This is a genomic window from Mesorhizobium sp. 8 (assembly GCF_006351905.1).
Classification (GTDB): domain Bacteria; phylum Pseudomonadota; class Alphaproteobacteria; order Rhizobiales; family Rhizobiaceae; genus Mesorhizobium; species Mesorhizobium composti.
Map to the genome: position 1 here is coordinate 4,747,136 of NZ_CP040914.1, position 24,564 is coordinate 4,771,699.

The following is a 24,564-nucleotide window of genomic DNA, read 5'->3' on the forward strand; positions in this document are numbered from 1 at the left end:
ATCAGCCCAACGGCTTGGCCTCCATGCGGCCTGTTACCTTGAGTGCGAAGGCGTAGGTGAAGGCGATTTCCTCCAGCCGCGAGAAGCGGCCGGACGCGCCGGCATGGCCCGATTCCATGTTGATCTTGAACAGCACCGGATTGTCGCCCGCCTTGCGCTCTCGCAGCCGCGCCGCCCATTTCGCGGGCTCCCAATAAGTGACGCGCGGATCGGTCAGGCCGGCGACGGCCAGGATCGGCGGATAGGCGAGTGCGGCCACATTGTCATAGGGCGAATAGCCGGCGATCAGGCGATAGTCGGCTTCCGACTGGATCGGATTCCCCCATTCGGGCCATTCCGGCGGCGTCAGCGGCAGCGTGGCGTCCAGCATCGTCGCCAGCACGTCGACGAAGGGAACTTCCGCGACGATGCCGCCGAAAGCCTCCGGCGCCATGTTGGCAATGGCGCCCATGAGCATGCCGCCGGCCGAGCCGCCCTGCGCCACGATCCTGTCGTGCGCCGTATAGCCGGTTCCGACGAGATGCCGGGCGGCGGCGATGAAGTCCGTGAAAGTGTTGGTTTTCCTGGATCGCTTGCCGTCTTCGTACCAGCCATAGCCCTTGTCCTTGCCGCCGCGCACATGCGCGATCGCATAGACGAAGCCGCGGTCGACCAGCGACAGGCAATTGGTGTTGAAGGCGGCCGGGATGGTGATGCCATAGGCGCCGTAGCCGTAGAGCAGGCAGGGCGCCGAGCCGTCGAGCGGCGTATCCTTGTGATAGATCAGCGAAACGGGAACCAGTTCACCGTCCTCGGCCGGCGCCATCAGCCGGCGCGTGACGTAGCGATCCGGGTCGTGCCCGGAGGGCACCTCTTGCGTCTTGAGCAGGGTGCGCTCGCGCGTGCGCATGTTGTAGTCGAAGACCTGCGCCGGCGTGGTCATCGAGGAATAGGTGAAGCGCATCACCTCGGTGTCGTATTCGTAGGAACCGGACAGGCCGAGCGAATACGCTTCCTCGTCGAAGGCGATCATGTGCTCGGCGCCGCTTGAACGGTCGCGCACCACGATGCGTGGCAGGCCGTCCTTGCGCTCCAGCCGCACAAGATGGTCCTTGAAGCCGATGACGGACAGGATCAGGCGACCCGGCTCGTGCGCCACCAGTTCGCGCCAGTTGGCGCGCGCAGGATCATCGACCGGCGCCGTCATGATCTTGAAATCCTCAGCGCCATCGGCGTTGGTCAGGATGAAGAAGACGTCGCCGCCGTCCTCAAGGTCGTATTGCAGGCCGGTTTCGCGTGCCGCCACCAACTTCGGTTCGCTGAACGGATCGTCCGAGCGCAGCAGCCTGTATTCCGACGTCTCGTGATCGTTGATGGCGATCAGGATCCAGCGGTTGTCGCGCGTGCCGCCGACGTTCATGAAGAAGCCGGGGTCCGTTTCCTCATAGACGAGGTGATCGTCCCGCCCGGCGCTGCCCAGTTTGTGGAATAGCAGCTTCGACGGGCGGTGGTTGGCATCGAGCCGCGCATAGAAGAACCCGTCATTGTCCTTCGCCCAGACGCCGGAGCCGCCGCTGTCGGCGACGCTGTCCGTCAGGTCCTGTCCGCTCGCCAGATCGCGCACGCGAAGCGTGAAGAATTCCGAGCCCTTGTCGTCATACGCCCAAAGCAGCCTGGCATGGTCCGACGAGTGGTCGATACCGCCGAGGCGGAAATAGGGCTTGCCGGCCGCTTCCGCATCCCCGTCGAGGAGGATGTGCTCGGTGCCGCCGTCGCGCGGGGTGCGGAAATAACGCGGCTGCTCGCCGCCGAGCTTGAAGGAAGAGCCATAGGCGTAAGGCCCGTCCTTCATCGGCACGGACGAATCGTCTTCCTTGATGCGCCCCTTCATTTCGGAAAACAGCACTTTCTGAAGATCGGCCGTATCGGCCATCATGGCGGATTGATAGGCATTCTCGGCTTCCAGTTGGGCGCGGATTTCCGGATCGAGCAGGGAAGGGTCGCGAAATACGTCCTGCCAGTTGTCCGCGCGCATCCAGGCATAGTCGTCCGTTTGGGTGATACCATGGTGCGTCTGCGAAACCGGACGCTTCTGTGCCTGCGGGGCGGCTGCTTGCGGAAAAACGGACTTGCGGGACATGGCAATTCGCTGTGCTGGTTCGGTTGAGCTTCGAATGAACACGCCTCGGCGCCTTGTTCAAGGCCCGGCGTCGAAGCACAGGGCGAGTGCGACGGATTTCCAGGCATTGCCGGCTGGCGGGATCGGAGGCGGTTGTATTTGGTGACCTGCGCTCTATCACGCTGGTTGAATAAGCCGCCAAGTCGAGACGTGGCGTTATATTAGGGAGCCAAGAACGAATACGCTTAGAAATATTAGCTATACGACCCTGTCTATAATTCTCTAGATCAATTGACTTGTCAGATCATCCGGTTCATGAAAGGGCCGTACTGTGGGTCGTAAGGTCTTTATCCTGCGACATGAAAATAGCCCGACGATGGACGAACGGGCAGAAAAACACACTCACGTTGGGACCCTATAGAGATGGATATCGCCGAAACACCTCCTCGAAACAGCGACATGCTGATCGAACTGACCGCCGACGTCGTGGCGGCCTATGTCAGCAACAATCCCGTTCCGGCGGCAGAATTGCCGAACCTGATCGCCGATGTTCATGCCGCTCTGGGGCGCGTCGGCACCAGCAGCGAGCCGCCGGTGGCCGATAAGCAGAAGCCGGCCGTCAATCCGAAGCGGTCGGTGCATGACGACTATATCGTCTGTCTCGAGGACGGGAAGAAGTTCAAGTCGCTCAAGCGGCACCTCATGACTCATTACGACATGACGCCCGATCAGTATCGCGAGAAGTGGGGCCTGGACCCGAGCTATCCGATGGTGGCCCCCAACTACGCGGCGGCCCGCTCGCAACTGGCCAAGAAGATGGGCCTGGGACGCAAGCGCAAAGGCAGATAGCCGCGCGGTTCCGCTCTGCCCGCTTGTCGGGCCTTGTTATCGATCACGGCGCCTTCGGGCGCCGTTTTCGTTTGCCTGTCCATCTTCTGATCGCGCCATCCGCCCTGTTTCGGCACGAGGCGCTCCTGGCCGGGCGCCCGCACAGCCGATCGAGAACCTGCTTCAGGGCTATGTGCCGATTGAGGTCGTAACCCCAGTGCCGCCGCATCCCTTTCTGCCGTTCGCGCTCGATCAGGCGTTCGATGTGACGGATCAGCCTGGTTCGGCTTTCAGGCGATGCTGCGAAAGTATCGGCGATGTCGATGCCGCACAGCAGGCTGAGCGCCACCCGTTGGCGCGCCTGATCCTCTTCTTCGGTTTTCGTCCTGCCGAAGGCTTTCGCCTCCTCTTCCAGTCGTCCCATGCCCGCCATCCCGTTCAGCCAGGCGTCAACTATCGGAGCGGTAGTGGAAGCGGGGATATCGGCGATGCCGGAATTCCGTGGGAAGAAATAAAGCTTATTTGTAACAAAGGCTTAGAGCGCACCGCGCCGAATAAATGTTCTCTCTATGTTCACATGAAGGCTGTCAGGAAATATAAAGGAACTTATTCCTAATGGAGGAAGTTCCGTGCATTCGACGCCTTCGATCCTTCGTCAAGAGCCGCCGGTTGAAAGGCTTCCCGACCGTGCTGCCCCCGATGGGTTCCATCCGACGTCCAAGCGGCGGGATGAAGTGGCGATCGAGATGTGCGAATGCCTGATCGACATCGCCGCGGCCTTCTTTTCCGTATCCAGCAAGGAACTGCGCAGCGCCGGCCGCAATTCCATGACCGCATCGCGCGTCCGCCAGATTGCCATGTATGTCGCCCATGTGGTGCTCAGGCTGACGCAGGCCGAGGTCGGCCGGGGCTTCGGCCGTGACCGCACCACGGTCGCGCACGCCTGCCAGGTGATCGAGGACATGCGCGACGACCTGGAATTCGACCGCGTCGTGCTGACGCTGGAACGGATCGCGCACGCTGCTTTCCGCAGCCGGCTGGATATCTGAGCCTCGGGACCGTCAATCATGCAGCATGTGACTTCCACGCCGGACGCGGGCCGGCGCGTCTTGCGCTTTCTGTCACTCGGGCCGGCATCGATGCGGCCGGCGGCGAGCGGGACGAAACTGTTGCTCGAGGCCGGCGACCGCGGCGTCATCGCCGTGGCCGGCGATCTCATCGATCTTCTGGCGTCTCGCGGTGTCGTGGTGCGGGCTTCCCACACCGTCGGCCTGTCGGATGAAGGGCATGCCCTTGCCAAGCGGTTGCTGGCCATGCGCTCTGCAGAGCGGCAGCGCGATATCGGCGTCGTGGTTCTTCAAGGAGAGCCGGATGCGCCGGCTGTTCTGGCAAACCTGTCGGAATCGCCGCTGGGCCAACTCGCCCGACGCCGCGCCAAGGACGGCACGCCGTTCCTGACGCCGGAGGAGTACCGGGCCGGCGAGCGGCTGCGTGTCGACTATACGCGTGGCCAGATCATGCCGAGGCTGGGCGCCAACTGGATCGCCAGCGTCTCTTCGGGCAAGCGCGGCGGCGCGGGCGGTATGGCCGACCTGACGGACGCAGCCCTTGCAGCCCGCCAGCGCGTGGAAAAGGCCATAGCCGCGGTCGGACCCGAATTGTCAGGCGTGCTGATCGATGTCTGCTGCTTCCTGAAAGGGCTGGAACTGGTCGAAAGCGAACGCGGCTGGCCTGTCCGCTCTGCCAAGATCGTCCTCAAGACCGCGCTCGCCGCGCTCGCGCGCCACTATTGCCCGCCAAGGCAAACGAGTCGGCCGCAAACCTTGCACTGGGGAACGCCGGACTACCGGCCGACGATCGACTGACGGCGGTTCGTGCTCAGGCGGTCTGTCTGAGTGCTGCTTCCGCGTCGCGCCGGATGCGCTTGACCATGGAGCGCAGGCCGTTGGCGCGCTGCGGTGAAAGATGTTCGTCGAGCCCGAGCGCCTTCAACGTCGCTTCGGCGTCGGTTGACAGGATCTCGCTGGCTTTTCGCCCGGAAAACAGCGCCAGCATGATGGCGACGAGACCGCGCACGATATGGGCGTCGGAATCGCCCTGGAACGTCAGCGGTGGATTGTCGCCGGAGCCAGTCTCCGTCGTCAGCCAGACCTGGCTGACGCAGCCCGGCACCTTGTTGGTCGGTGTCCGCTCGGTCTCGGGGAAGGACGGCAGCGCCTCGCCGAGTTCGATCACATAGCGATAGCGGTCTTCCCAGGCGTCGAGCAGGGAGAAGTCGTCGTGGATCGTCTGGATCGTCGTGGCCATTGCCCGGATATAGTGAGACGGGCGCGCCGCGTCACGGAAAAAGAAAACGCCGCAGGCGCCGAGAGGGGAGGCGGCCTGCGACGGCGCTGCCCTGAAGCCAGGGCCCGCAGCGGAAATTGTCAGTTCTTTGCCGGTACGCTTCCGGTGACGGTTTTCGCGTCCAGCGCGGCCGCCTGCTGGGCGGTATCGTCGTCCAGCATCTCGGCCGCGATCCGCGCCGTTTCCATGGCGCGCACGGTGATCGTGTGCATGGCGGACTTGCCTGTCGCGCAGACGTCGGGCTTGCGCTCGCAGATTGCCGCGATGTCGCCGACGGCGTCGCGGGCGGCGACCAGCGCCTGCAGCGGTCCGACGCTCGGCTGCCCGGCTTCATCCGAGCCCGTGCCCAGCGGCAGCGCCAGAAGCACCAGTGAAAACCAGAATGCGGCCCTGATCAGAAAACCCATGTGACTGCCCTCTCGTCGTGACGGGACGCACGGCTATCGGTGCGGCCTCTTGATTGGTCCCCATGATGACATGGACACACGAAGAGGCGTTTGACCGGCGCGGGACAATTTTCTTCAAATTTTATCGAACCGGGAAACCCCGCCTTTACCCCTTTCTCGCCGATCCTTGCTCAAGGACATCTATTTACTTAAAAGTAACCATATAAAATACTGATTATAATAAGAAAATTACAGAACATGCGGTCGCGCTGTCGCATTGTCGTGGCGGCAACGGGCGAAGGGGCGGCTAACCTGCCATTTACTATGGCGGCAATCGATCGGGCTTTTGCCGATCGCCATGCCGATATTTGCCGGGATGGCCGGGCTCGATGGTCCGGCCTTATCGTTTCTTTAAAGGCTGGATGCGAGTTTCGGATTAACCAAAAGCGATCTGCAAAGCAGACAGATGCGAGTGCGTTGCGTTGAGTTCCTTGCCGACCCGAATCGTTGACTTGTGCAACGCGATGGCCGCGGGTTGCGAGCGGCTCGTTCATCCTTGCGTCGCGGGCGAGCCGCAGCGCCGTACCCAACGGCGCTTCATCGGCGTGACGATGGCCGCGCCTTTTCTTGCAGCGGGCGCGGCAGTCACATTGAGCGCCGCACGCCTCGGCGCCGACATGGCGCTCCTTGCCATCTTCGCCACGTTCGGCACCTGCTGGTTTGTTGCCCTGCTGGTTTCGTCCAGCGGGAGCCTGGCGCTGCCGTCGAAGCTGTCCGCGGGCGCGGCGAGCATCGGCCTGGCCTGCCTGATTGCCGTTGCCGGCGGTCTGGCTTCGCCGGTCACCCTCCTGGCTCTGGCACTGCCGGTGGAAGCGGCCTGGGTGTTCGGCACGCGCCGCGCGGTGATTGGCGCGGCCGTGGCCGCCGCAATCGCTATTGTGTTGCAATTCGCTCTCGCGCCGCTCCTGCCGTTGGCTGCGGCTTCTCCCGCTGCATGGCATTGGCTGATCCCGATTGCCTGGGGGCTGTCGCTGGTCCCGCGCATGGCGCATTTCGACCTTGGCCGTGACGCCGGACATCCTGCCGAAACGTCGCTGGAGGACGTCATCGACGCGGTGGTCCTGCGCTTTGCGCGTACGGGTGAGGTTCTGGAGGCATCGACCAAGGCAGAGCCGTTGCTGGGATTGTCGCCGGACCTGCTGGCGGGGAACGGCCTGTTCGACAGGGTGCATATCGCCGACCGGGTGGCCTATCTCAGTGCGCTGGCGGACCTGCGCGAGGGCGCGGACCTGCGCAGACTGGAACTGCGCCTACGCATGCCGCGCGCTGCAACGGACGGGCACGGCGACCAGTATCGGCCCTTCGCACTGGACCTGATGCGGGCGGGAGATTCGGACACGTTCCTCGCTCTGTTGCGCGCCAATGGCGAGCTTGCGGGGCTCCGCGACGAACTGGCCGCCGCCCGCGAGGCAGCCGCCGGCGCTGACGTGGCGAAGGGCCGGTTCCTCGCCGCCGTCAGCCACGAGCTGCGCACGCCGCTCAATGCCATCCTCGGTTTTTCCGACATGCTGCTGCATGAGATGTTCGGACCCTTCAAGGACGAGCGCCAGAAGGAATATGTCGGGCTGGTGCGCGAATCGGGCCAGCATCTCCTGGATGTGGTGACTTCCATCCTCGACGTGTCGCGCATCGAGGCCGGCACCTATCGGGTCCAGCCAGAGCCGTTCCGTTTCGCCGATGCCGTGGAGATGTGCCAGTCGATGATGCGCCATCAGGCAGGCTCCAAGGACATCGCGTTGGATGCCAACCTTGCGGCGGACCTTGGCGAGATCAACGCCGACCGCCGAGCCGTCCAGCAGATCCTCATCAACCTCGTCTCCAATGCGGTGAAGTTCACGCCCGTCGGCGGCAGCGTCACGGTCGATGCCCGGCGCGTCGGCTCGCGCCTGCATTTTGCGGTCCGCGATACCGGCATCGGCATCGCCGAGCACGATCTTGCCAGCCTCGGCAAGCCCTTCATGCAGATACAGAACGACTATACGCGCCGCTTCGAGGGCACTGGTCTCGGCCTGTCGCTGGTGAAAGGTCTCGTCGCGCTGCACGAGGGCACGATGTCGATCGAGAGTGCGCCGGGGGAGGGCACCAAGGTTTCGATCAGCCTGCCGTTGGAGGGACCGAAGCAGGCAGCCGACGAGCCTGTCGTCCTGTCGATGCCGGCAAGGACGGAAAAGAGGGACGATTCTCATGGCACGCTCCGCAAGACCGCCTAAGCGGGCTCCCCGCAGGCGGCGCAGCGCCTTCGGCAGCAGTGCCGTCGCGTTGGGTAGCCTTGTGGCGGCCAATCCCGTTCTGGTGGGTGGCTCGACCGCCTTCCTGGTGACGCTGTTCTACGTCTCGGCCAACGCGCTTTGGTATCAGCCGTTCCCGCATACGGGCGCCTTCTTCGCCACCCGCAGCATCGGCAGTTTCCCGAGCATGGTGCCGGACGAGCCGGAAACGACGATCAACATCGTGCGGCCGGCCCCGTCGCCGGTTGCCGCTCCCGCGCCCAAGAGCGATCCGGTGGTCGAGCAGGTCCAGGGCATATTGAAGACCCTCGGCTTCTATGGCGGGACGGTCGACGGGCTCCAGGGGCCGAATACGCAAAAGGCGATCGATGCCTATCGCCAGAAGGTCGGGCTCGCCGGCGGCGGGATCGACGATGCTCTTCTGGAGCAACTTGGCGCGGCGCCCACCACGGCTTCCGTGCCGCATCCGACGCCGCGCAACCCGGCAGCTTCGGCGCCGCCCGCGCCGGCAGCAACGACTGCACCCTCACCCCAGGGCGACGCACGCATCATCAAGATACAGGCGGGATTGAAGGCCTTCGGCAACGACGGCATCAAGCTGGACGGCATGGTCGGCGCCCAGACGAAAGCCGCCATCAAGGAATTCCAGGCGCTGTTCGGTTTGCCCGAGACAGGGGAGCCCGACGAGGTCGTCTACAACAAGATGCGCGAGATCGGCCTGACCAACTGACGGCGCCTTTCCACTCGCAGGCTGCATGCGATGCGGCTATGAAAAGCCGCGAAGCCGGAGTCTCATTATGCGGGTGACCACCGATCTTTGGGTATCGGCGCTGATACGCCGGGTTTTCGGCGGCGGCGGCTTTGCCGCCGTCATGCGCAAGGGTGCGGCCGAATCGGGCGCGGTTTTCGTGCTGACCAGGGACAGGCTGGGGACTGTGGAGTTGTTCGGCCCCGCACCGCAAACCAGTTACGATCAGGCTCGTCCCGACGAGCGCTTGTTCGTTCGTCTCGGCGACGGTGAGGACCAGGACGCGCTCCAGGCGCGGCTGGAGCGGGAGCGGAAATTCGATTCCGACATCTGGGTTGTCGAGATCGAGGCCGGGGCCGTGCCGGTGGAGGAGCTGCTGAGCGTCAGCCTGCCTTGAACCTTGCGGCAGGCCGTTCGGGCGCCGTAGGCGTATCCGAGTTGGCTCTCGCGCGCCTCGCTTCGATGATCGCCTGCGAGGCGGCTTCCGCCTTCCACTCGCGCACCTGCTCCGCAGCGGCTTCGCGGTGCAGCAGCCGGTAGCGGTCGAGGAACAGCCGGATCGCCTGCGGATGCGGGAAATGCGACGGGAAGATCGCCACGGCGATCAGGAAGGCTCTGTCTTCGCCGATGTCCAGCGCCCGCAGTGCCGTCAGCAAGGCGGAATAGTCCGCCACCGACATGCGCGCCCGCACCATGGCAAAGTCGATGTCGAGCGCGTCCGCCAGCGCGGTCTGGAAGAAGACGGCATTGCCGGTCAGCGCCGTTTCGCGCAGCTTGGCGTAGGTGCCTGATCTGGCCGAAGGATTGAGCGAACCCTCGGCGGCCGCTTTGTCGGCCAGCATGATCGAGCGCAGTCTTTGCCTCGTCTCCTCAGCCGCTTGTCCGCGAGGCTTTTGATCGACTTTCGCCGGCACGGCAGTCTCGGCTTCCGGCGCTTCTGCGGGAGGTGAAGCGGCTTTCACCAGCGTCGGCCTTTCCAGCGCATGGATAAGATCGGCAATGGTCGGATTGAGGTCCCTGCGCCGCGCGATGGCTCGCGCATGCGGCAGGCCGTGACGGCCGATGAGGGCGATCAGGTCGATATCGGTCAGCGCCAGCGAGCGGATCAGCAACGGGGCGGCGACGTCGACGGGCGCGTCGCACAACCGGCGTACGAGTGCGGCGGGCGGATAGGCGCATTCGCACAGTGCCGCGGCGGCGAAGCGGAGACCCTCGCTGGACACGCCGTCGAAAAGCGGGAGCGTCAGGTCCTCGATCTGCGCGATCTCGCGCCGCGAGGGTCGGGGCAGGCAGCAGAAGGCGGAGATCGCCGCACGGAACAGACGCTCGGCCTTTCCTGCTTCTGTCCGCGCCGCAATGTGACGGAAATCCGAAGAAGACACGAGATACGCCTTACGCAAGTACACACTGTCCGTCGCATCGGCCTTCGGCCACTTTGGTCGCGCGACGGAACATCGGTCAAATTAGCGGCGATCCGTTAGCGTTCCGTTAACCCTCTGGTGGCCTTATCAAGAGATGGAGGCGTTGCGTTGTGCTCCGGGGCAACCGAGAGGAATACGCGAACCATGGGCAGGATACTGTCTTTCACGCCGCGAACGGCGGCGACGAACCGGCCGCCGCTGACCGTTACGACGCCGGCAGCCGTCATCATCTTCCCCGGCGTGCGCTACGAGCCGCAATCGGGCGGTGGGCCGTCCGATCCGGCGAGGCCGCCGCTGAACAAGCCCGCGCCGCGGCACTGAACCGTCGAAGCGGTCAGTCCTCAAGGGTTTCGGGATCGCAGGTGGCGCCGTTGAGGAAGCGGTCGACGGTCGGCTTCCAGCTCGCGTCCGGCACGAAGGCGCGGACGACGACGATGCCTTCGCCGATGGGCGACTCGACGAAGATGGAGCCGGCATAGTCTTCCGGCAGTTGCTTGCGCACCTCGATCATCTGTGCGGGCGTCAGCACGACGGTATCCAGCTTGCCGCCGGTCGCGCTGTGGTCGTTGAAGCTGTAGATGTTGTGGCCGTTGCGGTCGTAGATCGAAACGGACCAGAAGGGCACCTGGCCCGGCGCGGTCACCTGCACCATGCCGTCGTTGAGGTCGAACCTGCAGGCGGCGGCGAAGAACAGCGGGTCCACGGACTTGACGACGGGCGGCCCGCCGGCCTCGGCGTCGAAGCGCGTCATGCGGTAGAGGTCGGATGCCATGGCGAGCCGCGACCAGGCGTCCCGTTCGGAAAAATCAGGCACCAGGAGCAGTACGGCGATATGGACAATGCCGGCGCCGAACAGGCCGAGCAGGACGGCGTAGATGACCTTACGCATCGCATCGGCCCTTGACGATGCCGGGCAGCGTCACGTCGGACAGCCCGGTGCTGTTGGCGATCGGCGTGTCGTAGAAGGTCAGCACGAAATAGAGGGTTCCGGTGCCGTTGACGAGGAGCCAGTTGCCGGGAGCGGGGCGGCTGGACACTGAGATGCTGGCGGAATTGTCCGTCTGGCGCAGGACCTCGTAGGAATGCAGCGCAGCCGGCCGCGCCTTGCCCGTGGCGATGACGTCGAGCGACTGGTCGGCGGCGTAGAGCGTCCAGAAGCGCGCCGTCGGGAACGCGCCCGCGATGGTGTAGGCGCACTCCCGCCGCAGCTTTTGCCCGGCTGAATCGCTTTCGGCGACGAAGGCCAGTCCTTCCGCCCGTCCGAGCGCCAATACGCCTTCCCTGGCGATGCGTGCCTGCGAATACGGGTCGGCGTTCGGTGTCCCGATATCGGGGAAGGCCGTCCACGGGCCGATGCGAATGGCGCCGACGCCACTCTGAGCATGAAGCGCGTACCAGACGCTGCCACCGCCGAGACCGACGGCGATGGCGACCGCCAGAAGCGTCAGAAGTGCGTTCTTCAGCATGGGGAGCGGCTCGGAGGACACGAAAGATGCCATGCCGCAATATCGTGACGCGGGCCGCGCTGGCAAGCGCCGAGCAGTCCGCCGTCCGTGCAGCCGGGTCTGAGTGGATGCGAAGTCAAAGCGCCGACAGTGTTTCCGGCTCGGCGGCCATGGCGAGTGGCGGTGCCGCCTGGAAAAGCCGTGTCAGCTCGCGCAGCATCTGCGTGGTGCGGCTGGACAATACCGGCGGCCGTTCGGCAGCGGCCTTTGCGGCATCCTCTTCCGCCTGCTTCTTCTGCGCTTCTTCGGCCTTGGCCGCGACCGCATCGTCGACGAAGGGATGGTCGATGCCGGGGATCGGCTTCAGGTCGATGTTCTGGTGCGCGTAGGCCATCAATCTTTGCCAGACCATCGCCGGCAGCGATCCGCCGGTCATGTTGCGGGTCTGGCTGAAGTCGTCGTTGCCCATCCACACGGCGGCCGTATAGTTGCCGGTGAAGCCGACGTACCAGGCATCGCGATAGGATTGCGTGGTGCCCGTCTTGCCGCCCGAGACGATGCCGGGCAGGGCGGCGCGGCGGGCCGTGCCGATCACCGGTACCTGCGTCAGCATGGCGTTCATCGAGCGCAACGCCTGCTCCGACAGCACGCGGTGCGGCGGTGGCGCATCCTTGGCGAAGTCGTAGACGACCTCGCCGGTGTGGGTGACCAGCTGCGTGATGCCGTGGCGGGTACCGACGACTCCGTTCTGCGCGAAGACGCTGTAGCCGGTGGCCTGGTCCATCACCGTCTCGCCGGAGGTGCCGAGCACTGTTGTCTTGAAGCGTTCAATTGGCGCCTCCACCCCCATGGCCTTGGCCATGTCGACGATGGCGTTGATACCCAGATGATCCTTCGCAAGCCTGACCGGCACTGTGTTGATCGACTTCACGAAGGCGGTCAGCAGGGTGACGTTGCCGGAGAAGCCGCCGCCGTAGTTGTGCGGTGCCCAGCCGCCCCAGCTGATCGGACCGCCTGAGACGATTGATTCGGGCTTGAAGCCATTTTCCATGGCGGTAGCATAGACATAGGGCTTGAAGGACGAGCCGGTCTGCCGCAGCGCCTTGGTCGCGCGGTTGAACTGGCTGGCGCCGTAGTCGCGGCCGCCGACGATGGCCCGCACGGCGCCGTTGGTCTCGATGACGACGATCGCGCCTTCGCTGACGTGGTAATCCTTCCCGTATTGCCTCAGATGAAATTCCAGGGATTCCTCGGCCGCGTTCTGGAGGTTGGCGTCGAAGGTGGTGTGCGCCACCAGCGAGTGGGTGCCGGGAGGCGCCAGACGCTTGACCTCGTCGAAGGCCCAGTCGAGGAAATAATCGGGGCTCTTGCGCTCGCCACGGTCGACGACGTCGGCGGGGTGGATGCGTGCCTGCAGCACCTGGCCCTCGGTCATGAAGCCGCTGTCGACCAGGTTGTTCAGCACGACGTTGGCGCGGGCTCGCGCCGCCGGCAGGTTGATGTGCGGCGCGTATTTCGTCGGCGCCTTGAACAGGCCGGCCAGCATCGCCGCTTCGGCGAGGCTCAAATCCTTGACGCTCTTGCCGAAATAGAAATCCGCCGCTGCCTCGATGCCGAAGGTGCCGCCACCCATGTAGGAGCGGTCGAGGTAGAGCTGCAGGATCTCCTTCTTGGAGAGATTGGCCTCCAGCCACAGCGACAGGAAGGCTTCCTTGATCTTGCGGTCCAGTGTGCGCTCGTTGGAGAGGAACAGGTTCTTGGCGAGCTGTTGGGTAATGCTCGATCCGCCTTGCACGACCGAGTTTGCGCGCATGTTCTCGGTCAAGGCGCGGACGAGGCCGAACACATCAATGCCGTAGTGCTCGAAGAAGCGCCGATCCTCCGTCGCCAGCACCGCCTTGATGACATGATCCGGCATCTGGTCGACCGGCACCGAATCGCGCTGGATGATGCCGCGCTGGCCGATCTCGTTGCCGTAGCGGTCGAGGAAGGTGACGGCGAAGTCGTCCTGGGCTTTCCAGTCGCCCTTCGTCACCTGGAAGGCGGGCAGCGCGAGCGCCAGCAAGACAACCGCGCCGCCGGCGCCCATAGTGAAGCCTTCGCTGAGCAGTTCGATGAGGGCGCGCCGCCATCCCTTGAAGCGGAAGCGCCGCGAGAAGATCGTCGCCGTTTCCCAGAACTCGCCGGCCTTGAAGCGGACCTCGTAGAGTGAGGAATCGAGCCACGCATCGACCGCCAGCAGCCACGCGGCTACGGGGCCTCTTTTCTTGCGTGGTTTGATGGGGTCGACCATGTGGCTTCCGCAATCCCTCGCCGGCAGATTGAAAACGCTTGCGGGCGATTTCAGGGCGGTAAGGCCTGCTCCTTTTCCCCGATTTCCACGACGCCGACAAGGGACAACCGATAGCTGGGTTCGGCTTCGCTGAAAGACGGTAAAAAAGATAGGAATTTATTCTTGACACCGTGACGCTGGTCTGGTAGGGTTTCGCTATCGTCACAAAAGTGTGGGCAGCGGCAGCCGGACAGCGAAAGCGGTCTGATATGGCTCGATGTTTGCCGGAAGCGGGCGCGCTGGCTTTCCTCCGTCCGCCGCCCGCTCGTCCTCGTCCGAACATGGGAAAGATTTGATGGCTGCTTCGTCGGCGGTTGCCCGGCACCGTGCCCAGCGCGCAGTTGTCGAAGGCACGGATATTTCGCTTGAGCGGATCGCCGAGGCGTGCGGTCGCTCGCCCGACGGGCTGAGGGCGCAGGCCGAACGCGAAGGATGGGCTCTGCGTCCCGGTTCCGGACAAGATGTGGCCGCGCGTGTGCGGCAGGTGGCCGGCCAGCTTCTCGGCCGGCTGGAGGCGCTGGGAAGCGGCGCCGGCGAAGGAGGGAAGGGGATCAGCAAGGCCGAGATCGACGGCATCATCGCCATGGTGCGCGGCCTCGACAAGATCGGCGAAATCATGCGGCCCGACGAGGCCGCCAAAGAGAACCAGATCGGATCGGATGAAGACGTGGCCGCCGTGCTCCAGCTCGTTAACGACAGAATTATCGAGCTTGCCCGTGAACTCGCAGCTTCCCTGGTTGCGGGAAGTCGGGGAGCGAAGGATCTGGCCGATCCGCAACGAGTGGTTCCGTAGCGCACGTCTGGCGCAATACCCGCTGCTGGGATCGCCCGAGACGTGGTTGCTGCTCGGCGGGCGCGGCGCCGGCAAGACGCGCACCGGCGCGGAATGGATCAACGGGCTGGCGCGTTCCATACCGCCCTTCGCTGGCCACAAGCATTTTCGTCTGGCGCTGGTCGGCGAGACGCTGGCCGATGTGCGCGACGTAATGATCGAGGGCATTTCGGGCATCGCCACGATTTCTCGGCGGGAGCGGCCGCGCTTCGAGGCGAGCCGCCGCAGGCTCGTCTGGAAGGACGGGCAGGTGGCGCTGATGTTCTCGTCCGAGGATCCGGAAAGCCTGCGCGGCCACCAGTTCGAGGCGGCTTGGTGTGACGAGGTGGCCAAGTGGCGCCATGCCGAGGACTGCTTCGACATGCTGCAATTCGGTCTCCGGCTCGGCCAGCGGCCGCTGCAATTGCTGACGACGACGCCGCGACCGACCCGGTTGCTGAAGCGCCTGCTGGCGGACCCGATGGTCGTCAAGACCCATATGACCACGCAGGACAACAGCGCCAACCTAGCCGCCGGCTTCCTCGCCGCCGTGGAGCGGCGCTATGCCGGCAGCGTTCTTGGCCGGCAGGAACTGGGCGGCGAACTGATCGAGGACCGCGCCGATGCGCTGTGGTCGCGCGACCTGCTCGAAAAGGTAGTCGTCTCCGTGCCGAGAGAGTTGAAGCGCATCGTCGTGGCGGTCGATCCGCCGGCCAGTTCGCGCAAGACGTCCGACGCCTGCGGCATCGTCGCCGCCGGGCTGGACGGCGAGGGCAGGGCGGTCGTGCTCGCCGACGCGACACTGCGCGGCGCCCAGCCGCGGCGCTGGGCCTCGCAGGCCGTAGCCTTGTTTCATTCGCTGCAGGCCGATTGCCTGCTGGTCGAGGTGAACCAGGGCGGCGAGATGGCCTCGGCCGTGATCCGCACCGTCGATCCGGCCGTGCCGGTCAAGGCGGTCAGGGCGCGGCGTGGCAAGTGGCTGAGGGCCGAGCCGGTCGCAGCCCTCTATCAGCAGGGCCGGGTCCTCCATGCCGGCCGCTTCGCCGAACTGGAGGACGAGATGTGCGATTTCGGCCCGGACGGGCTGTCGAACGGCCGCTCGCCGGACCGGGTGGACGCGCTGGTGTGGGCGGTGACGGAACTGATGCCGGACCACGCGGCCGAGCCGCGGATACGTGAACTTCGCTGACAGGATGGGATATGGCTTGGACATGGCCTTGGCCCCGCAAGGGGAACGCTGCCGGTGTGCGCGTCGAAACGAAGGGCGGCGCCCCGGGCGGCTTCATCGCCTTCCAGGCGCAGGCCGAAGCGCGCTGGACGCGTCGCGACTATGCCGCGCTGGCGCGCGAAGGTTTCATGAGGAACCCGATCGTCCACCGCTCGGTGCGGCTGATCGCCGAAACGGCCTCGGCGATCCCATGGCTGCTCTACGAGGGCGCGGCGGAGATCGAGGAGCATCCGCTGCTGAAACTGCTCGGCCAGCCTAACCAGCGGCAGGCCGGTGCGACCTTCTTCGAGGCGCTGTACGGCCACCTTCTTCTTGCCGGCAACGCCTATGTCGAACTGATCGAGGCGGGCGAAGATGCGCGCGAACTGCATCTCCTGCGCCCCGATCGGGTCACGGTGGAAACGGACGCGACCGGTTGGCCGGTGGCGCTCGATCATCGCGAAGGGTCGGTGTGCCGCAAGATGCCGCTCGGCGCTGGCGAGGGCGGCGGCGCGCTGCATCTCAGACTCTTTCACCCGCTCGACGACCACTACGGCTTCCCGCCGCTGGAAGCCGCCCTGATGGCGCTCGACACGCACAACGCCGCAGGCACCTGGAACAAGGCGCTGCTCGACAATTCGGCGAGGCCCTCCGGCGCGCTGGTCTATGCGCCGAAGGACGGCGGCAACCTGAGCGACGAGCAGTTCGACCGTCTGAAGGCGGAACTGGAGGAAGGTTATTCCGGCGCCCGCAGGGCGGGACGGCCGCTGCTTCTGGAAGGCGGACTGGACTGGAAGGCGATGGCGCTGTCGCCGAAGGACATGGACTTCATCGAGGCGAAGCATTCGGCCAGCCGCGATATCGCGCTTTCCTTCGGCGTGCCGCCGATGCTGCTCGGCATTCCCGGCGACAACACCTACGCCAATTATCAGGAAGCCAACCGCGCCTTCTACCGGCTGACCGTACTGCCACTGGTGGCGCGCACCGCCAAGGAACTGTCGGCCTGGCTGGCCGGGCCGTTCGGCGAAGGCTTGCGTCTCTGGTACGACGCCGACCGCATCGAAGGCCTGTCCAGCGAGCGCGATGCGCTGTGGAAGCGCGTCGATGCGGCCTCCTTCCTCACCGAGGACGAGAAGCGCGAGGCGGTCGGCTACCAGCCGCGCGGTCTCGGCTGAATTACGGACCCAGGATCATGAACGATATGTCTCAAACGGCCTGGCTGTGGCTGGCCAAGGCCGGCGGCGCCGTCGCCGGTTCCGCCATCTCGCTCGCCTATATGCTGCCGCACGGCCGGCGCGAGGCAGCCGCGCGCTTCGCAGTCGGCGTCGTGTGCGGAATGGTGTTCGGCGGCACGGCCGGCCTCAAGGTGGCGTCCGAACTCGAGATCGAGACAGCGATTGGCCCGACGGAACTCATGTTGATGGGATCCGCAGTGGCGAGCCTGTGCGCCTGGTGGGCGCTCGGCTTCGTCGTGCGGGCCTTCCAGCAAAACGGGATCGGAAGCCTCTTTGGCAAGAAAAATCAGGAGAATGCCGATGATCGGTGAGGTGCGGCGGATCGAACGCAAGTTCGTCGATCTGGTGCTCGACAAGGTGGACACGGACGGCACGTTCTCCGGCTATGCCAGCCTGTTCGGCGAGGTCGATCTCGGCAAGGATTCGGTCGAGCGCGGCGCTTTCGCCAATTCGCTTCGCCGACGTGGCGCCGGCGGCATCCGCATGCTCTACCAGCACGATCCGAACGAGCCGATTGGTACATGGACGGAGGTGCGGGAGGACCGGCGCGGCCTGTTCGTGCGTGGCCGTCTTGCGACGGGCGCTGCGCGTGCCCGCGAGGCGCTGAACCTGATGCGCGCCGGCGCGCTGGATGGGCTCTCCATCGGCTTTCGCACCGTCAAGGCTCGGCGCGATGCCGCAACCGGCGTGCGCCGCATCCTGGAAGCCGACCTTTGGGAAATCTCGGTCGTCACCTTCCCCATGCTGCCCGGCGCCCGCATCGAGACGGTCAAGGGGCGCAGGCCGCTGCCGACCGTGAGGGAATTCGAGTTGTGGCTCACGCGGGACGCGGGGCTTTCAAGAGGCGAGGCCCGCACCGTCATCGCGAAGGGCTTCGCCGGTCTGGCGCGCGGGCGGGATGCCGCGCCGGAAACCACGCAGGGCCTAGCGGAGCGTATCCGCCGGGCGACACGCTCACTCAAACAGCAGGGACATGCTCTATGAACGCAACGCTTGCAGCGGCGCCTGAAACAAAGGCGGTCGCCGACGACTATCTCGACCTGAAGGATGCCTTCGGCGAGTTCATGACCACTTTCGAGGCCTTCAAGGACAGCAACGACGAAAAACTGGCGCAGCTCGAAAGCCGCTTCGGCGCCGACGTGCTGACCGGCGAGAAGGTGGAGCGCATCTCGCGTGCGCTGGACGAACAGAAGCGGGCGCTCGACAGTTTGGCGCTGAAGCGCATCCGCCCGGCTCTGGGCCGCGAGGACCGCGCCATGCCGAGCGAACACAAGGCCGCCTTCGATGCCTATATGCGCTCCGGCGACGACCGTGGGCTGCGTTCGCTGGACACCAAGGCGATGTCGACCAACCTGGGCGGTTCGGGGCAGGACGGTGGCTACCTGGTGCCGGACGAGGTCGAGACCGCGATCGGCAAGCGGCTGGCCGCCCTTTCGCCGATCCGCTCCATCGCTTCGGTGCGCCAGGTCTCCGCGGCCGTGCTGAAGAAGCCGTTCTCGGCCGCCGGCCCGGCGGTCGGTTGGGTGGCGGAAACGGCCGCACGGCCTCAGACCGATTCCACCACGCTGGCCGAATTGCAGTTTCCGACGATGGAACTCTATGCCATGCCGGCCGCGACGGCCTCGTTGCTGGAAGACTCCGTCGTCGATCTCGACCAGTGGATCTCGGCGGAAGTGGAAGCGGCCTTTGCCGAGCAGGAGGGCAAGGCCTTCGTGACCGGCGACGGTACCGCCAAGCCGAAGGGGTTCCTCAGCTACACTCAGGCTGCCGAAAGCGCCTGGGCGTGGGGCAAGATCGGCTACACACTGACCGGCGTTTCCGGCGACTGGCCGGCGGAAGACCCCTCCGACGTCTTGATCGACACGGTCTATGCACTGAAGGCCGGCTACCGGCAGAACGCCAACTGGGTCATGAACCGCAAGTCCCAGGCGGCGATCCGCAAGCTGAAGGACGCCGACGGCAACTATCTGTGGCAGCCGCCAGCCGCACCCGGTCAGCGCGCCATGCTGATGGGCTTCCCGCTGGTCGAGGCTGAGGATATGCCCGACATCGGCGCCGACGCCACACCGATCGCCTTCGGTGATTTCGGCCGTGGTTATCTGGTCGTCGACCGTGCGGGTGTGAGGGTGCTGCGCGACCCGTACTCCGCCAAGCCCTATGTGCTGTTCTACACGACCAAGCGCGTCGGCGGCGGCGTGCAGGACTTCGACGCCATCAAGCTCCTGAAGTTCGGCACTGCCTGAGTGCTTCTCCCGTCCCTTTCTGAGCGGGGCGGGAGTCGATGGCGGCTCCGGTGTTTCCTCCCCGCCGGAGCCGCTTTTCCTTTCTCCATGAAGGCTGACGCATGACGCTTATCCGCACCGTAGATCCGGTCGCCGAACCGGTGACATTGGCCGAGGCAAAGGCCCATCTGCGCATCGATCACACCGACGACGACGAACTGCTCGCCGGCCTTGTCCGCGCCGCCCGACAGGAGGTCGAGCGCAGCACCGGCATGGCGCTGCTTTTGCAAAGCTGGCGGCTCGTCCTCGACGATTTGCCCGAGAGCGGCTGCGCGCTCGTCAGGATCCATCCGCTGCGCGAAGTGCAGTCCGTCACAGCCTTCGGCAGCGAAGGCGAGGGCGCGGTTGTCGATCCTGCCACCTATCAGGTCGATGCCGTGTCGCGGCCGGCGCGCATCCATTTCAACGCCTCCGTCGCGCCGCTGCGCGCGATGAACGGGCTGGAGATCGACTTCACCGCCGGCTTCGGCGAGGCAGGTACCGACGTGCCCGATCCGCTGAAGCGGGCGATCCTGCTTTTGGTTGCGCACTGGTACGAATTCCGCGCCGGCTACGGCCCGGCCGACCAGCCCGTTTCCTATCCCGCCGGCTTCGACCGCATCGTCGCCGGCTATCGCGCGGGGCGGCTGTGATGGGGAAAACCTTTGTCGATCCCGGCGCGCTGCGCACCCGGCTGGTGCTTCAGACGGTGACGGCCGTGCCGGACGGTCTCGGCGGGTTTGTCGAAAGCTGGAGCGACGTTGCCACCGTCTTTGCCCGCATCGAGCCGGTTTCGGCCGACAGCCGCTTCGGCGCCGGTCAGACGCTGGAGGCGGTGACGCATCGCATCACCTTGCGTCATCGCGGCGATGTCGAAGCCGATATGCGCTTTGCCGGCGGTGGCCGCTTCTTCCTGATCGTCACCGCACACGATCCCGACGAGAGCGGCCGCTACCTTTTGTGCCGGACGCGGGAGACGACCATATGAAGGTGACGATGGCGATGACGCTCGACGGCCTCGTGCGCGCCTTGCGCTGGAAGGCGCTCGATCTGGCCGAACAGGCCGAGCGTGGCACCCTTTCGGCAAGGCAGGTGCCAATGGAAAGGCGGAACTCCGCCCGGATAACGGAATTCCGCGGCAAGGAGGATGGCGATGATCGCGGCCGCGGCTGATCTTCAGAAGGCGATCTTTTCCGCGCTGGGTGCGGAGAGCGTGCTGACCGCGCTGCTCGGCGGCGCCAAGGTGTTCGACCGGGCGCCGGCAAACGTCCGCTTTCCCTACGTGACGTTCGGCATGACCGGCATTTACGACTGGAGCACCGCCACCGAAAAAGGTGCCGAGCAGCTTTTCACCCTGCACGTCTGGTCGAAGACCCAGGGCAAGAAGGAAACGCTGGATATCATGGAAGCCATCCGCGCGCGGCTGGAGGAGCCGCTTGCGCTAGAGGCTCATCGTCTGGTCGCCTTGCGGCTGGACTATTCGGAGGCGCGCTATGACGAGGATCTGCTGATCCATCACGGCTTGCTGCGCTTCCGCGCCATGATCGAGGACGACGCCTGAGCGCGTCCGGTCCGATCCCATAATCGACAGCACAATCAGGAGGCCTGCATGGGCGCGCAGAAGGGCAAGGACCTTCTTCTCAAACTCGATTCCACCGGCGAAGGCAGTTTCGTCACCGTCGCCGGCCTGCGGTCGAAACGTGTCGCCTTCAACAGCGAGACGGTGGACGTCACCGATGCGGATTCGGCCGGACGCTGGCGCGAACTGCTCGCCGGCAGCGGCGTGCAGCGCGCCGCCGTCAGCGGTTCAGGCATCTTCAAGGACGCCCAGTCGGACGCGTTGATCCGGTCGAAGTTCTTCGCCGGAGAAATCGCCTCGTGGCAGATGGCGATTCCGGATTTCGGCATCGTCTCCGGCCCGTTCCAGATCACCTCCCTGGAATATTCCGGCGCGCACGACGGCGAGGTCACCTTCGAAATGGCGCTGGAGTCGGCGGGCGCCATCAGCTTCGCGGTGGTAGCATGAGCGCAAACCGGCGACGCGGCGAGATTTCGGCGGAACTTGACGGCAGGCCGCGCCGGTTGTGCCTGACGCTCGGTGCGCTGGCCGAACTGGAGGCGACCTACGCGGCCGACGACCTGACCGCCCTGGTCGAGCGTTTCTCGGCCGGGCGGCTGTCAGCGCTCGATATGATGCGCGTCATTGGCGCCGGCTTGCGTGGCGCGGGCGAAGATGTCGACGACGAGGCGGTGGGCACCATGCAGTGCGACAACGGCGCCGCCGGCTTCGCCGCGATGGTGTCGGAGCTGTTGGTGGCGACCTTCGGTTCCGCCGGTGGACAGGCTCCGACGTCAAACCCTTAGACGCCGCAGCAGGCGAGCGGCCGGCCTTTCCGTGGGAGGAGGCGATGGCCGTCGGATTCGGCCTGCTGCGGCTTTCGCCGGATGCGTTCTGGGCGATGACGCCGGTCGAGTTCGGCCATGCCGTGCGCGCCCGCTCGCCTGGACGCGGCCCGGTTCCCTTGCGTGCCGATCTGGTCGCGCTGATGCGTGCCTTCCCCGATCGTTCTGAAAAGGAGGCCTGATCTTGGCCGAAGACGTAACCGTTTCCGTCCGCGCCGATACATCGCCATTCGAGGCTGCGCTGGCGGATCTCGGCAAACTCTCCGAGAGCTTCGGCACCCAGATGGCCGGTGCGCTAAAGGGGGCCGTCGTCAGCGGCAGGGAGTTCGACGATGTGCTGCGCCGCATCGGGCTCAACCTGGCGGGGTTGGCATTGAAGCAGGGGCTGCAACCACTGCAGTCGCTGGCCGGCTCGCTGTTCTCTGGCCTCATCGGCGGGTTGTCGGGCGTCCTGCCCTTCGCCAAGGGCGGCGTGCCCGGCCACGTCGTGCCGTTCGCCGGCGGTGGTGTCGTTTCGGCCCCGACCTATTTTCCGCTCGGCGGCAATCTCGGCCTGATGGGCGAGGCGGGATCGGAGGCGATCCTACCCCTGCGCCGCGGCGCCGACGGCAGCCTCGGCGTCGCCGCCGCCGGAGCGGCGGCACCGGTCAATGTCGTCTTCAACGTCACCGCGCAGGACGCCGCCTCCTTCCGCAAGTCCGAGGCACAGATCACCGGCATGCTGGCGCGCGCCGTCTCGCGCGGCACCAGAACCTTTTGAGGTTATTCGTGACCGAATTTTCCAGTTTCCACGACGTGCTGTTTCCGCTCGGCGTCTCCTTCGGGGCGACGGGCGGACCGGAGCGGCGCAACGAGATCGTCACGCTGGCGTCCGGTCGCGAGAAACGCAATGCGCGTTTTTCGCAGTCGCGGCACTACTACGACGCCGGCACCGGCGTGCGCTCGCTCGACGATCTGCATGAGGTGATCGACTTCTTCGAGGCGCGGCGCGGTTCCCTGCACGCCTTCCGCTTCCGCGACCCGTTCGACATGAAATCCTGTCGGCCGGATACTGCGCCATCCGCGTTCGATCAGCCGATTGGCGTGGGCGACGGCGTGACCGACCGCTTCGCGCTGGTGAAGGTCTACGGCACCGATGACGACGCCTATCGCCGTCTCGTCATGAGACCGCGTCCGGCAACCCTCAGGATTGCGGTGGCGACCGTCGAACAGGATGCGCCGTCCGCGTTCAGCTTTGACACGGTTACTGGAGAGATCGTCTTTGCGCCGGAGCATGTTCCGGCGGCCGGGACGGTCATCACCGCAGGCTACGAATTCGACGTGCCGGTGCGCTTCGATACCGAGCGCCTCTCCATCAACCTGAAGGCCTTCAAGGCGGGACAGATCCCCTCCATTCCCCTGGTCGAGGTTCCATTGTGACGGTCTATCCAGCTGCGCTCACCGGGCATTTCTCGCGCGAGGTCACGACGGTCTGTCATTGCTGGCGCCTGACCCGCAAGGACGGCACTGTCACGGGTTTTACCGATCATGACCGCAGGCTGGTGATCGGTGGCCTGGCCTTCGAGCCCGAAACCGGCTTTTCCGCCAGCGAGGCGCGCGACACGCTGGGCCTTGCGGTCGATACGGTCGACGTCGAGGGCGCCCTTTCGTCCGACCGTATCCGCGACGAGGATATCGCCGCCGGCCTCTACGACGGCGCCAGGGTGGAAACGCTTCTGGTCAACTGGCGCCAGCCTGCGGATTCCGCCGTGATCCGGACGGCCACCATCGGCAAAATCACGCGCAGCGACGAGCGCTTCGTTGCCGAGCTGGAAAGTCTCGTAACGACGCTCGACCAGCCGAACGGGCGCTATGTGACGCGCTCCTGCGATGCGGAACTCGGCGACGTGCGCTGCGGTTTCCTGCTTGCCCAGCCGGGTTTCACCGCCACCGGCAGCGTCGTCGCGACCGGCGCCTCGGAGACGATGCAGGTCGCAGGCCTCGACGCCTACGAATCGGGCTGGTTCTCTTCCGGCACGCTGACATGGACGAGTGGTGCGCGGGCGGGATGGGTCGAGCGCATCGTCGCTCATCGCAAGACGGAAAACGGAGCCGTGTTCGGCCTGCTGCCGATTACTGGTCCGGCGGTCGCTGCCGGCGACGCCTTTTCGGTCACGGCCGGCTGCGACAAGAGTTTCGCGACCTGCAAGGCGAAATTCTCCAATGCGCTGAATTTTCGCGGCTTTCCGCATCTTCCCGGCAACGATGCGGCCTATTCCTACGTGACCGACGGCGGAGCATTCGATGGCGGTCCGGTCGTCCCATAGAATGGTACGCGACACTCCGCTGGCGGAGGCGGTCGTCGCCGAGGCGCTGGTCTGGGTCGGCACGCCCTACCGGCATCAGGGTTGCCGCAAGGGTGTAGGCTGCGACTGTCTTGGGCTGGTGCGCGGTGTATGGCAGGCAGTCTACGGCCGGGAACTCGAACACCCCGGCGTCTATGCCGCCGATTGGTCGGAAGCCGGCGAGGGCGATCGGCTGGCCAGCGCGGCGCGCCGGCATTTCCGTGAAAAAGACATGGTGGATCTCGCGGCGGGAGACCTGCTGCTGTTTCGCTGGCGGCCGCATTGGCCGGCCCGGCATGTCGGCATAGCCGTGGGCACGGACGGTTTCGTCCATGCCTATGAAGGAGCGGCCGCCGTCGTGCGGTCGCCGCTCGTTCCGCAATGGCGCCGCCGCATCGCGGCGGTGTTCGCCTTTCCAGATAGCTGACGTC

General features: G+C 65.4%; 32 protein-coding genes. 24 read left to right on the forward strand and 8 right to left on the reverse strand.

All coding sequences use genetic code 11. From position 1 onward, the window contains the following. Nucleotide 1 precedes the first annotated feature (1 nt). A complete protein-coding gene (locus tag FGU64_RS22850) occupies nucleotides 2–2,119 on the reverse strand; it encodes a S9 family peptidase (protein ID WP_139955163.1) in 2,118 nt (705 codons plus the stop codon). Between the two features lie 402 nt (nucleotides 2,120–2,521). On the opposite strand from FGU64_RS22850, the gene FGU64_RS22855 reads away from it, so the two are divergent. After that, nucleotides 2,522–2,947: a MucR family transcriptional regulator gene (locus tag FGU64_RS22855; RefSeq protein ID WP_136357902.1), complete on the forward strand. Its 426-nt coding sequence runs from the start codon at nucleotides 2,522–2,524 to the stop codon at nucleotides 2,945–2,947. Nucleotides 2,948–2,990: 43 nt separating this feature from the next. Here FGU64_RS22855 and FGU64_RS22860 read toward each other — a convergent pair whose 3' ends face one another. After that, nucleotides 2,991–3,359, reverse strand: coding sequence for a cytoplasmic protein (locus FGU64_RS22860; protein WP_180375594.1), 369 nt, complete (start codon nucleotides 3,357–3,359; stop codon nucleotides 2,991–2,993). Nucleotides 3,360–3,660: 301 nt separating this feature from the next. Between FGU64_RS22860 and FGU64_RS22865 the strand changes: the two genes are divergently transcribed. Continuing rightward, on the forward strand, nucleotides 3,661–3,975 hold the full coding sequence (locus FGU64_RS22865; RefSeq protein WP_230978754.1) for a helix-turn-helix domain-containing protein: 315 nt from the start codon (nucleotides 3,661–3,663) through the stop codon (nucleotides 3,973–3,975). Between the two features lie 18 nt (nucleotides 3,976–3,993). Then, nucleotides 3,994–4,791 (forward strand): DUF6456 domain-containing protein, encoded by a 798-nt coding sequence (locus FGU64_RS22870; RefSeq protein ID WP_139955164.1) that lies wholly within the window; start codon nucleotides 3,994–3,996, stop codon nucleotides 4,789–4,791. Between the two features lie 13 nt (nucleotides 4,792–4,804). Here the strand turns inward: FGU64_RS22870 and FGU64_RS22875 are convergent, their stop codons facing one another. Together FGU64_RS22875 and FGU64_RS22880 are read right to left on the reverse strand one after the other, a co-directional pair. Then, a complete protein-coding gene (locus FGU64_RS22875) occupies nucleotides 4,805–5,233 on the reverse strand; it encodes a SufE family protein (protein ID WP_139955165.1) in 429 nt (142 codons plus the stop codon). Nucleotides 5,234–5,352: 119 nt separating this feature from the next. Further along, entirely contained in the window at nucleotides 5,353–5,679 is a 327-nt protein-coding gene (locus FGU64_RS22880) for a DUF5330 domain-containing protein (protein WP_139955166.1), read from the reverse strand. 503 nt (nucleotides 5,680–6,182) lie between these two features. Here FGU64_RS22880 and FGU64_RS22885 point away from each other — a divergent pair. The 3 genes from FGU64_RS22885 (at nucleotide 6,183) to FGU64_RS22895 (ending at nucleotide 9,091) form a co-directional block, all read left to right on the forward strand. After that, entirely contained in the window at nucleotides 6,183–7,928 is a 1,746-nt protein-coding gene (locus FGU64_RS22885; protein WP_139955167.1) for a PAS domain-containing sensor histidine kinase, read from the forward strand. Further along, nucleotides 7,903–8,676, forward strand: coding sequence for a peptidoglycan-binding protein (locus FGU64_RS22890; RefSeq protein WP_139955168.1), 774 nt, complete (start codon nucleotides 7,903–7,905; stop codon nucleotides 8,674–8,676). Before FGU64_RS22885 ends, FGU64_RS22890 begins: the two co-directional genes overlap by 26 nt. Nucleotides 8,677–8,743: 67 nt before the next feature. Beyond that, nucleotides 8,744–9,091, forward strand: a complete 348-nt coding sequence (locus FGU64_RS22895; RefSeq protein ID WP_139955169.1) for a DUF1491 family protein — start codon at nucleotides 8,744–8,746, stop codon at nucleotides 9,089–9,091. Here FGU64_RS22895 and FGU64_RS22900 read toward each other — a convergent pair. Beyond that, on the reverse strand, nucleotides 9,078–10,076 hold the full coding sequence (locus tag FGU64_RS22900) for a DUF2336 domain-containing protein (protein WP_139955170.1): 999 nt from the start codon (nucleotides 10,074–10,076) through the stop codon (nucleotides 9,078–9,080). The two genes, FGU64_RS22895 and FGU64_RS22900, sit on opposite strands and share 14 nt — an antisense overlap. A 183-nt stretch (nucleotides 10,077–10,259) precedes the next feature. On the opposite strand from FGU64_RS22900, the gene FGU64_RS23390 reads away from it, so the two are divergent. Continuing rightward, a complete protein-coding gene (locus FGU64_RS23390) occupies nucleotides 10,260–10,436 on the forward strand; it encodes a hypothetical protein (protein ID WP_168734521.1) in 177 nt (58 codons plus the stop codon). A gap of 13 nt (nucleotides 10,437–10,449) precedes the next feature. On the opposite strand, the gene FGU64_RS22905 is transcribed toward FGU64_RS23390, so the two are convergent. The 3 genes from FGU64_RS22905 to FGU64_RS22915 all read right to left on the reverse strand — a co-directional run bounded on the left by FGU64_RS22905 (nucleotide 10,450) and on the right by FGU64_RS22915 (nucleotide 13,853). Then, nucleotides 10,450–11,004: a DUF1254 domain-containing protein gene (locus tag FGU64_RS22905; protein ID WP_136357917.1), complete on the reverse strand. Its 555-nt coding sequence runs from the start codon at nucleotides 11,002–11,004 to the stop codon at nucleotides 10,450–10,452. Then, nucleotides 10,997–11,581: a DUF1214 domain-containing protein gene (locus FGU64_RS22910; RefSeq protein WP_139955528.1), complete on the reverse strand. Its 585-nt coding sequence runs from the start codon at nucleotides 11,579–11,581 to the stop codon at nucleotides 10,997–10,999. Before FGU64_RS22910 ends, FGU64_RS22905 begins: the two co-directional genes overlap by 8 nt. Nucleotides 11,582–11,696: 115 nt before the next feature. After that, nucleotides 11,697–13,853, reverse strand: a complete 2,157-nt coding sequence (locus FGU64_RS22915) for a penicillin-binding protein 1A (protein WP_139955171.1) — start codon at nucleotides 13,851–13,853, stop codon at nucleotides 11,697–11,699. Between the two features lie 334 nt (nucleotides 13,854–14,187). Here FGU64_RS22915 and FGU64_RS23670 point away from each other — a divergent pair, with 334 nt between their 5' ends. The 17 genes from FGU64_RS23670 (at nucleotide 14,188) to FGU64_RS22990 (ending at nucleotide 24,560) form a co-directional block, all read left to right on the forward strand. Beyond that, complete coding sequence (locus FGU64_RS23670; protein WP_246671198.1) at nucleotides 14,188–14,685, forward strand: hypothetical protein; 498 nt, start codon at nucleotides 14,188–14,190, stop codon at nucleotides 14,683–14,685. After that, nucleotides 14,609–15,892: a terminase family protein gene (locus tag FGU64_RS22920; RefSeq protein ID WP_246671199.1), complete on the forward strand. Its 1,284-nt coding sequence runs from the start codon at nucleotides 14,609–14,611 to the stop codon at nucleotides 15,890–15,892. The genes FGU64_RS23670 and FGU64_RS22920 overlap by 77 nt, the downstream gene beginning before the upstream one ends. A gap of 11 nt (nucleotides 15,893–15,903) precedes the next feature. Then, a complete protein-coding gene (locus tag FGU64_RS22925; RefSeq protein ID WP_139955173.1) occupies nucleotides 15,904–17,085 on the forward strand; it encodes a phage portal protein in 1,182 nt (393 codons plus the stop codon). Between the two features lie 17 nt (nucleotides 17,086–17,102). Next, on the forward strand, nucleotides 17,103–17,456 hold the full coding sequence (locus tag FGU64_RS22930) for a DUF6107 family protein (RefSeq protein ID WP_139955174.1): 354 nt from the start codon (nucleotides 17,103–17,105) through the stop codon (nucleotides 17,454–17,456). After that, nucleotides 17,446–18,129 carry an HK97 family phage prohead protease gene (locus FGU64_RS22935; protein WP_139955175.1) on the forward strand — a complete coding sequence of 228 codons (684 nt, stop codon included), beginning with the start codon at nucleotides 17,446–17,448 and terminating at the stop codon, nucleotides 18,127–18,129. The genes FGU64_RS22930 and FGU64_RS22935 overlap by 11 nt, the downstream gene beginning before the upstream one ends. Beyond that, complete coding sequence (locus FGU64_RS22940; protein WP_139955176.1) at nucleotides 18,126–19,388, forward strand: phage major capsid protein; 1,263 nt, start codon at nucleotides 18,126–18,128, stop codon at nucleotides 19,386–19,388. The genes FGU64_RS22935 and FGU64_RS22940 overlap by 4 nt, the downstream gene beginning before the upstream one ends. 101 nt (nucleotides 19,389–19,489) lie before the next feature. Next, a complete protein-coding gene (locus FGU64_RS22945; protein WP_139955177.1) occupies nucleotides 19,490–20,059 on the forward strand; it encodes a head-tail connector protein in 570 nt (189 codons plus the stop codon). Continuing rightward, nucleotides 20,059–20,394 (forward strand): phage head closure protein, encoded by a 336-nt coding sequence (locus FGU64_RS22950; RefSeq protein WP_139955178.1) that lies wholly within the window; start codon nucleotides 20,059–20,061, stop codon nucleotides 20,392–20,394. The genes FGU64_RS22945 and FGU64_RS22950 overlap by 1 nt, the downstream gene beginning before the upstream one ends. Nucleotides 20,395–20,402: 8 nt before the next feature. Continuing rightward, a complete protein-coding gene (locus FGU64_RS23395; RefSeq protein ID WP_180375595.1) occupies nucleotides 20,403–20,579 on the forward strand; it encodes a hypothetical protein in 177 nt (58 codons plus the stop codon). After that, a complete protein-coding gene (locus tag FGU64_RS22955) occupies nucleotides 20,560–20,967 on the forward strand; it encodes a DUF3168 domain-containing protein (RefSeq protein ID WP_139955179.1) in 408 nt (135 codons plus the stop codon). The genes FGU64_RS23395 and FGU64_RS22955 overlap by 20 nt, the downstream gene beginning before the upstream one ends. 48 nt (nucleotides 20,968–21,015) lie before the next feature. Then, on the forward strand, nucleotides 21,016–21,432 hold the full coding sequence (locus FGU64_RS22960; RefSeq protein ID WP_139955180.1) for a phage major tail protein, TP901-1 family: 417 nt from the start codon (nucleotides 21,016–21,018) through the stop codon (nucleotides 21,430–21,432). Next, nucleotides 21,429–21,770, forward strand: a complete 342-nt coding sequence (locus tag FGU64_RS22965; RefSeq protein ID WP_139955181.1) for a gene transfer agent family protein — start codon at nucleotides 21,429–21,431, stop codon at nucleotides 21,768–21,770. The genes FGU64_RS22960 and FGU64_RS22965 overlap by 4 nt, the downstream gene beginning before the upstream one ends. A gap of 44 nt (nucleotides 21,771–21,814) precedes the next feature. Further along, nucleotides 21,815–21,991, forward strand: coding sequence for a phage tail assembly chaperone (locus tag FGU64_RS22970; RefSeq protein ID WP_139955182.1), 177 nt, complete (start codon nucleotides 21,815–21,817; stop codon nucleotides 21,989–21,991). Further along, complete coding sequence (locus tag FGU64_RS22975) at nucleotides 21,991–22,569, forward strand: phage tail tape measure protein (RefSeq protein ID WP_139955183.1); 579 nt, start codon at nucleotides 21,991–21,993, stop codon at nucleotides 22,567–22,569. Before FGU64_RS22970 ends, FGU64_RS22975 begins: the two co-directional genes overlap by 1 nt. Nucleotides 22,570–22,577: 8 nt before the next feature. After that, entirely contained in the window at nucleotides 22,578–23,228 is a 651-nt protein-coding gene (locus FGU64_RS22980; protein ID WP_139955184.1) for a DUF2460 domain-containing protein, read from the forward strand. After that, a complete protein-coding gene (locus FGU64_RS22985) occupies nucleotides 23,225–24,115 on the forward strand; it encodes a DUF2163 domain-containing protein (protein ID WP_139955185.1) in 891 nt (296 codons plus the stop codon). The genes FGU64_RS22980 and FGU64_RS22985 overlap by 4 nt, the downstream gene beginning before the upstream one ends. A gap of 1 nt (nucleotide 24,116) precedes the next feature. After that, nucleotides 24,117–24,560, forward strand: coding sequence for an NlpC/P60 family protein (locus FGU64_RS22990; protein WP_139955186.1), 444 nt, complete (start codon nucleotides 24,117–24,119; stop codon nucleotides 24,558–24,560). Nucleotides 24,561–24,564: the final 4 nt, after the last annotated feature.

Coding starts and splice junctions, on each gene's coding strand:
- FGU64_RS22850 (WP_139955163.1), bottom strand. CDS start 2,119: ATGTCCCGCAAGTCCGTTTTTCCGCAAGCAGCCGCCCCGCAGGCACAG.
- FGU64_RS22855 (WP_136357902.1), top strand. CDS start 2,522: ATGGATATCGCCGAAACACCTCCTCGAAACAGCGACATGCTGATCGAA.
- FGU64_RS22860 (WP_180375594.1), bottom strand. CDS start 3,359: ATGGCGGGCATGGGACGACTGGAAGAGGAGGCGAAAGCCTTCGGCAGG.
- FGU64_RS22870 (WP_139955164.1), top strand. CDS start 3,994: ATGCAGCATGTGACTTCCACGCCGGACGCGGGCCGGCGCGTCTTGCGC.
- FGU64_RS22875 (WP_139955165.1), bottom strand. CDS start 5,233: ATGGCCACGACGATCCAGACGATCCACGACGACTTCTCCCTGCTCGAC.
- FGU64_RS22880 (WP_139955166.1), bottom strand. CDS start 5,679: ATGGGTTTTCTGATCAGGGCCGCATTCTGGTTTTCACTGGTGCTTCTG.
- FGU64_RS22885 (WP_139955167.1), top strand. CDS start 6,183: ATGGCCGCGGGTTGCGAGCGGCTCGTTCATCCTTGCGTCGCGGGCGAG.
- FGU64_RS22890 (WP_139955168.1), top strand. CDS start 7,903: ATGGCACGCTCCGCAAGACCGCCTAAGCGGGCTCCCCGCAGGCGGCGC.
- FGU64_RS22895 (WP_139955169.1), top strand. CDS start 8,744: ATGCGGGTGACCACCGATCTTTGGGTATCGGCGCTGATACGCCGGGTT.
- FGU64_RS23390 (WP_168734521.1), top strand. CDS start 10,260: ATGGGCAGGATACTGTCTTTCACGCCGCGAACGGCGGCGACGAACCGG.
- FGU64_RS22905 (WP_136357917.1), bottom strand. CDS start 11,004: ATGCGTAAGGTCATCTACGCCGTCCTGCTCGGCCTGTTCGGCGCCGGC.
- FGU64_RS22910 (WP_139955528.1), bottom strand. CDS start 11,581: ATGCTGAAGAACGCACTTCTGACGCTTCTGGCGGTCGCCATCGCCGTC.
- FGU64_RS22915 (WP_139955171.1), bottom strand. CDS start 13,853: ATGGTCGACCCCATCAAACCACGCAAGAAAAGAGGCCCCGTAGCCGCG.
- FGU64_RS23670 (WP_246671198.1), top strand. CDS start 14,188: ATGGCTGCTTCGTCGGCGGTTGCCCGGCACCGTGCCCAGCGCGCAGTT.
- FGU64_RS22925 (WP_139955173.1), top strand. CDS start 15,904: ATGGCTTGGACATGGCCTTGGCCCCGCAAGGGGAACGCTGCCGGTGTG.
- FGU64_RS22930 (WP_139955174.1), top strand. CDS start 17,103: ATGAACGATATGTCTCAAACGGCCTGGCTGTGGCTGGCCAAGGCCGGC.
- FGU64_RS22935 (WP_139955175.1), top strand. CDS start 17,446: ATGATCGGTGAGGTGCGGCGGATCGAACGCAAGTTCGTCGATCTGGTG.
- FGU64_RS22940 (WP_139955176.1), top strand. CDS start 18,126: ATGAACGCAACGCTTGCAGCGGCGCCTGAAACAAAGGCGGTCGCCGAC.
- FGU64_RS22945 (WP_139955177.1), top strand. CDS start 19,490: ATGACGCTTATCCGCACCGTAGATCCGGTCGCCGAACCGGTGACATTG.
- FGU64_RS22950 (WP_139955178.1), top strand. CDS start 20,059: ATGGGGAAAACCTTTGTCGATCCCGGCGCGCTGCGCACCCGGCTGGTG.
- FGU64_RS23395 (WP_180375595.1), top strand. CDS start 20,403: ATGGCGATGACGCTCGACGGCCTCGTGCGCGCCTTGCGCTGGAAGGCG.
- FGU64_RS22955 (WP_139955179.1), top strand. CDS start 20,560: ATGATCGCGGCCGCGGCTGATCTTCAGAAGGCGATCTTTTCCGCGCTG.
- FGU64_RS22960 (WP_139955180.1), top strand. CDS start 21,016: ATGGGCGCGCAGAAGGGCAAGGACCTTCTTCTCAAACTCGATTCCACC.
- FGU64_RS22965 (WP_139955181.1), top strand. CDS start 21,429: ATGAGCGCAAACCGGCGACGCGGCGAGATTTCGGCGGAACTTGACGGC.
- FGU64_RS22970 (WP_139955182.1), top strand. CDS start 21,815: ATGGCCGTCGGATTCGGCCTGCTGCGGCTTTCGCCGGATGCGTTCTGG.
- FGU64_RS22990 (WP_139955186.1), top strand. CDS start 24,117: ATGGTACGCGACACTCCGCTGGCGGAGGCGGTCGTCGCCGAGGCGCTG.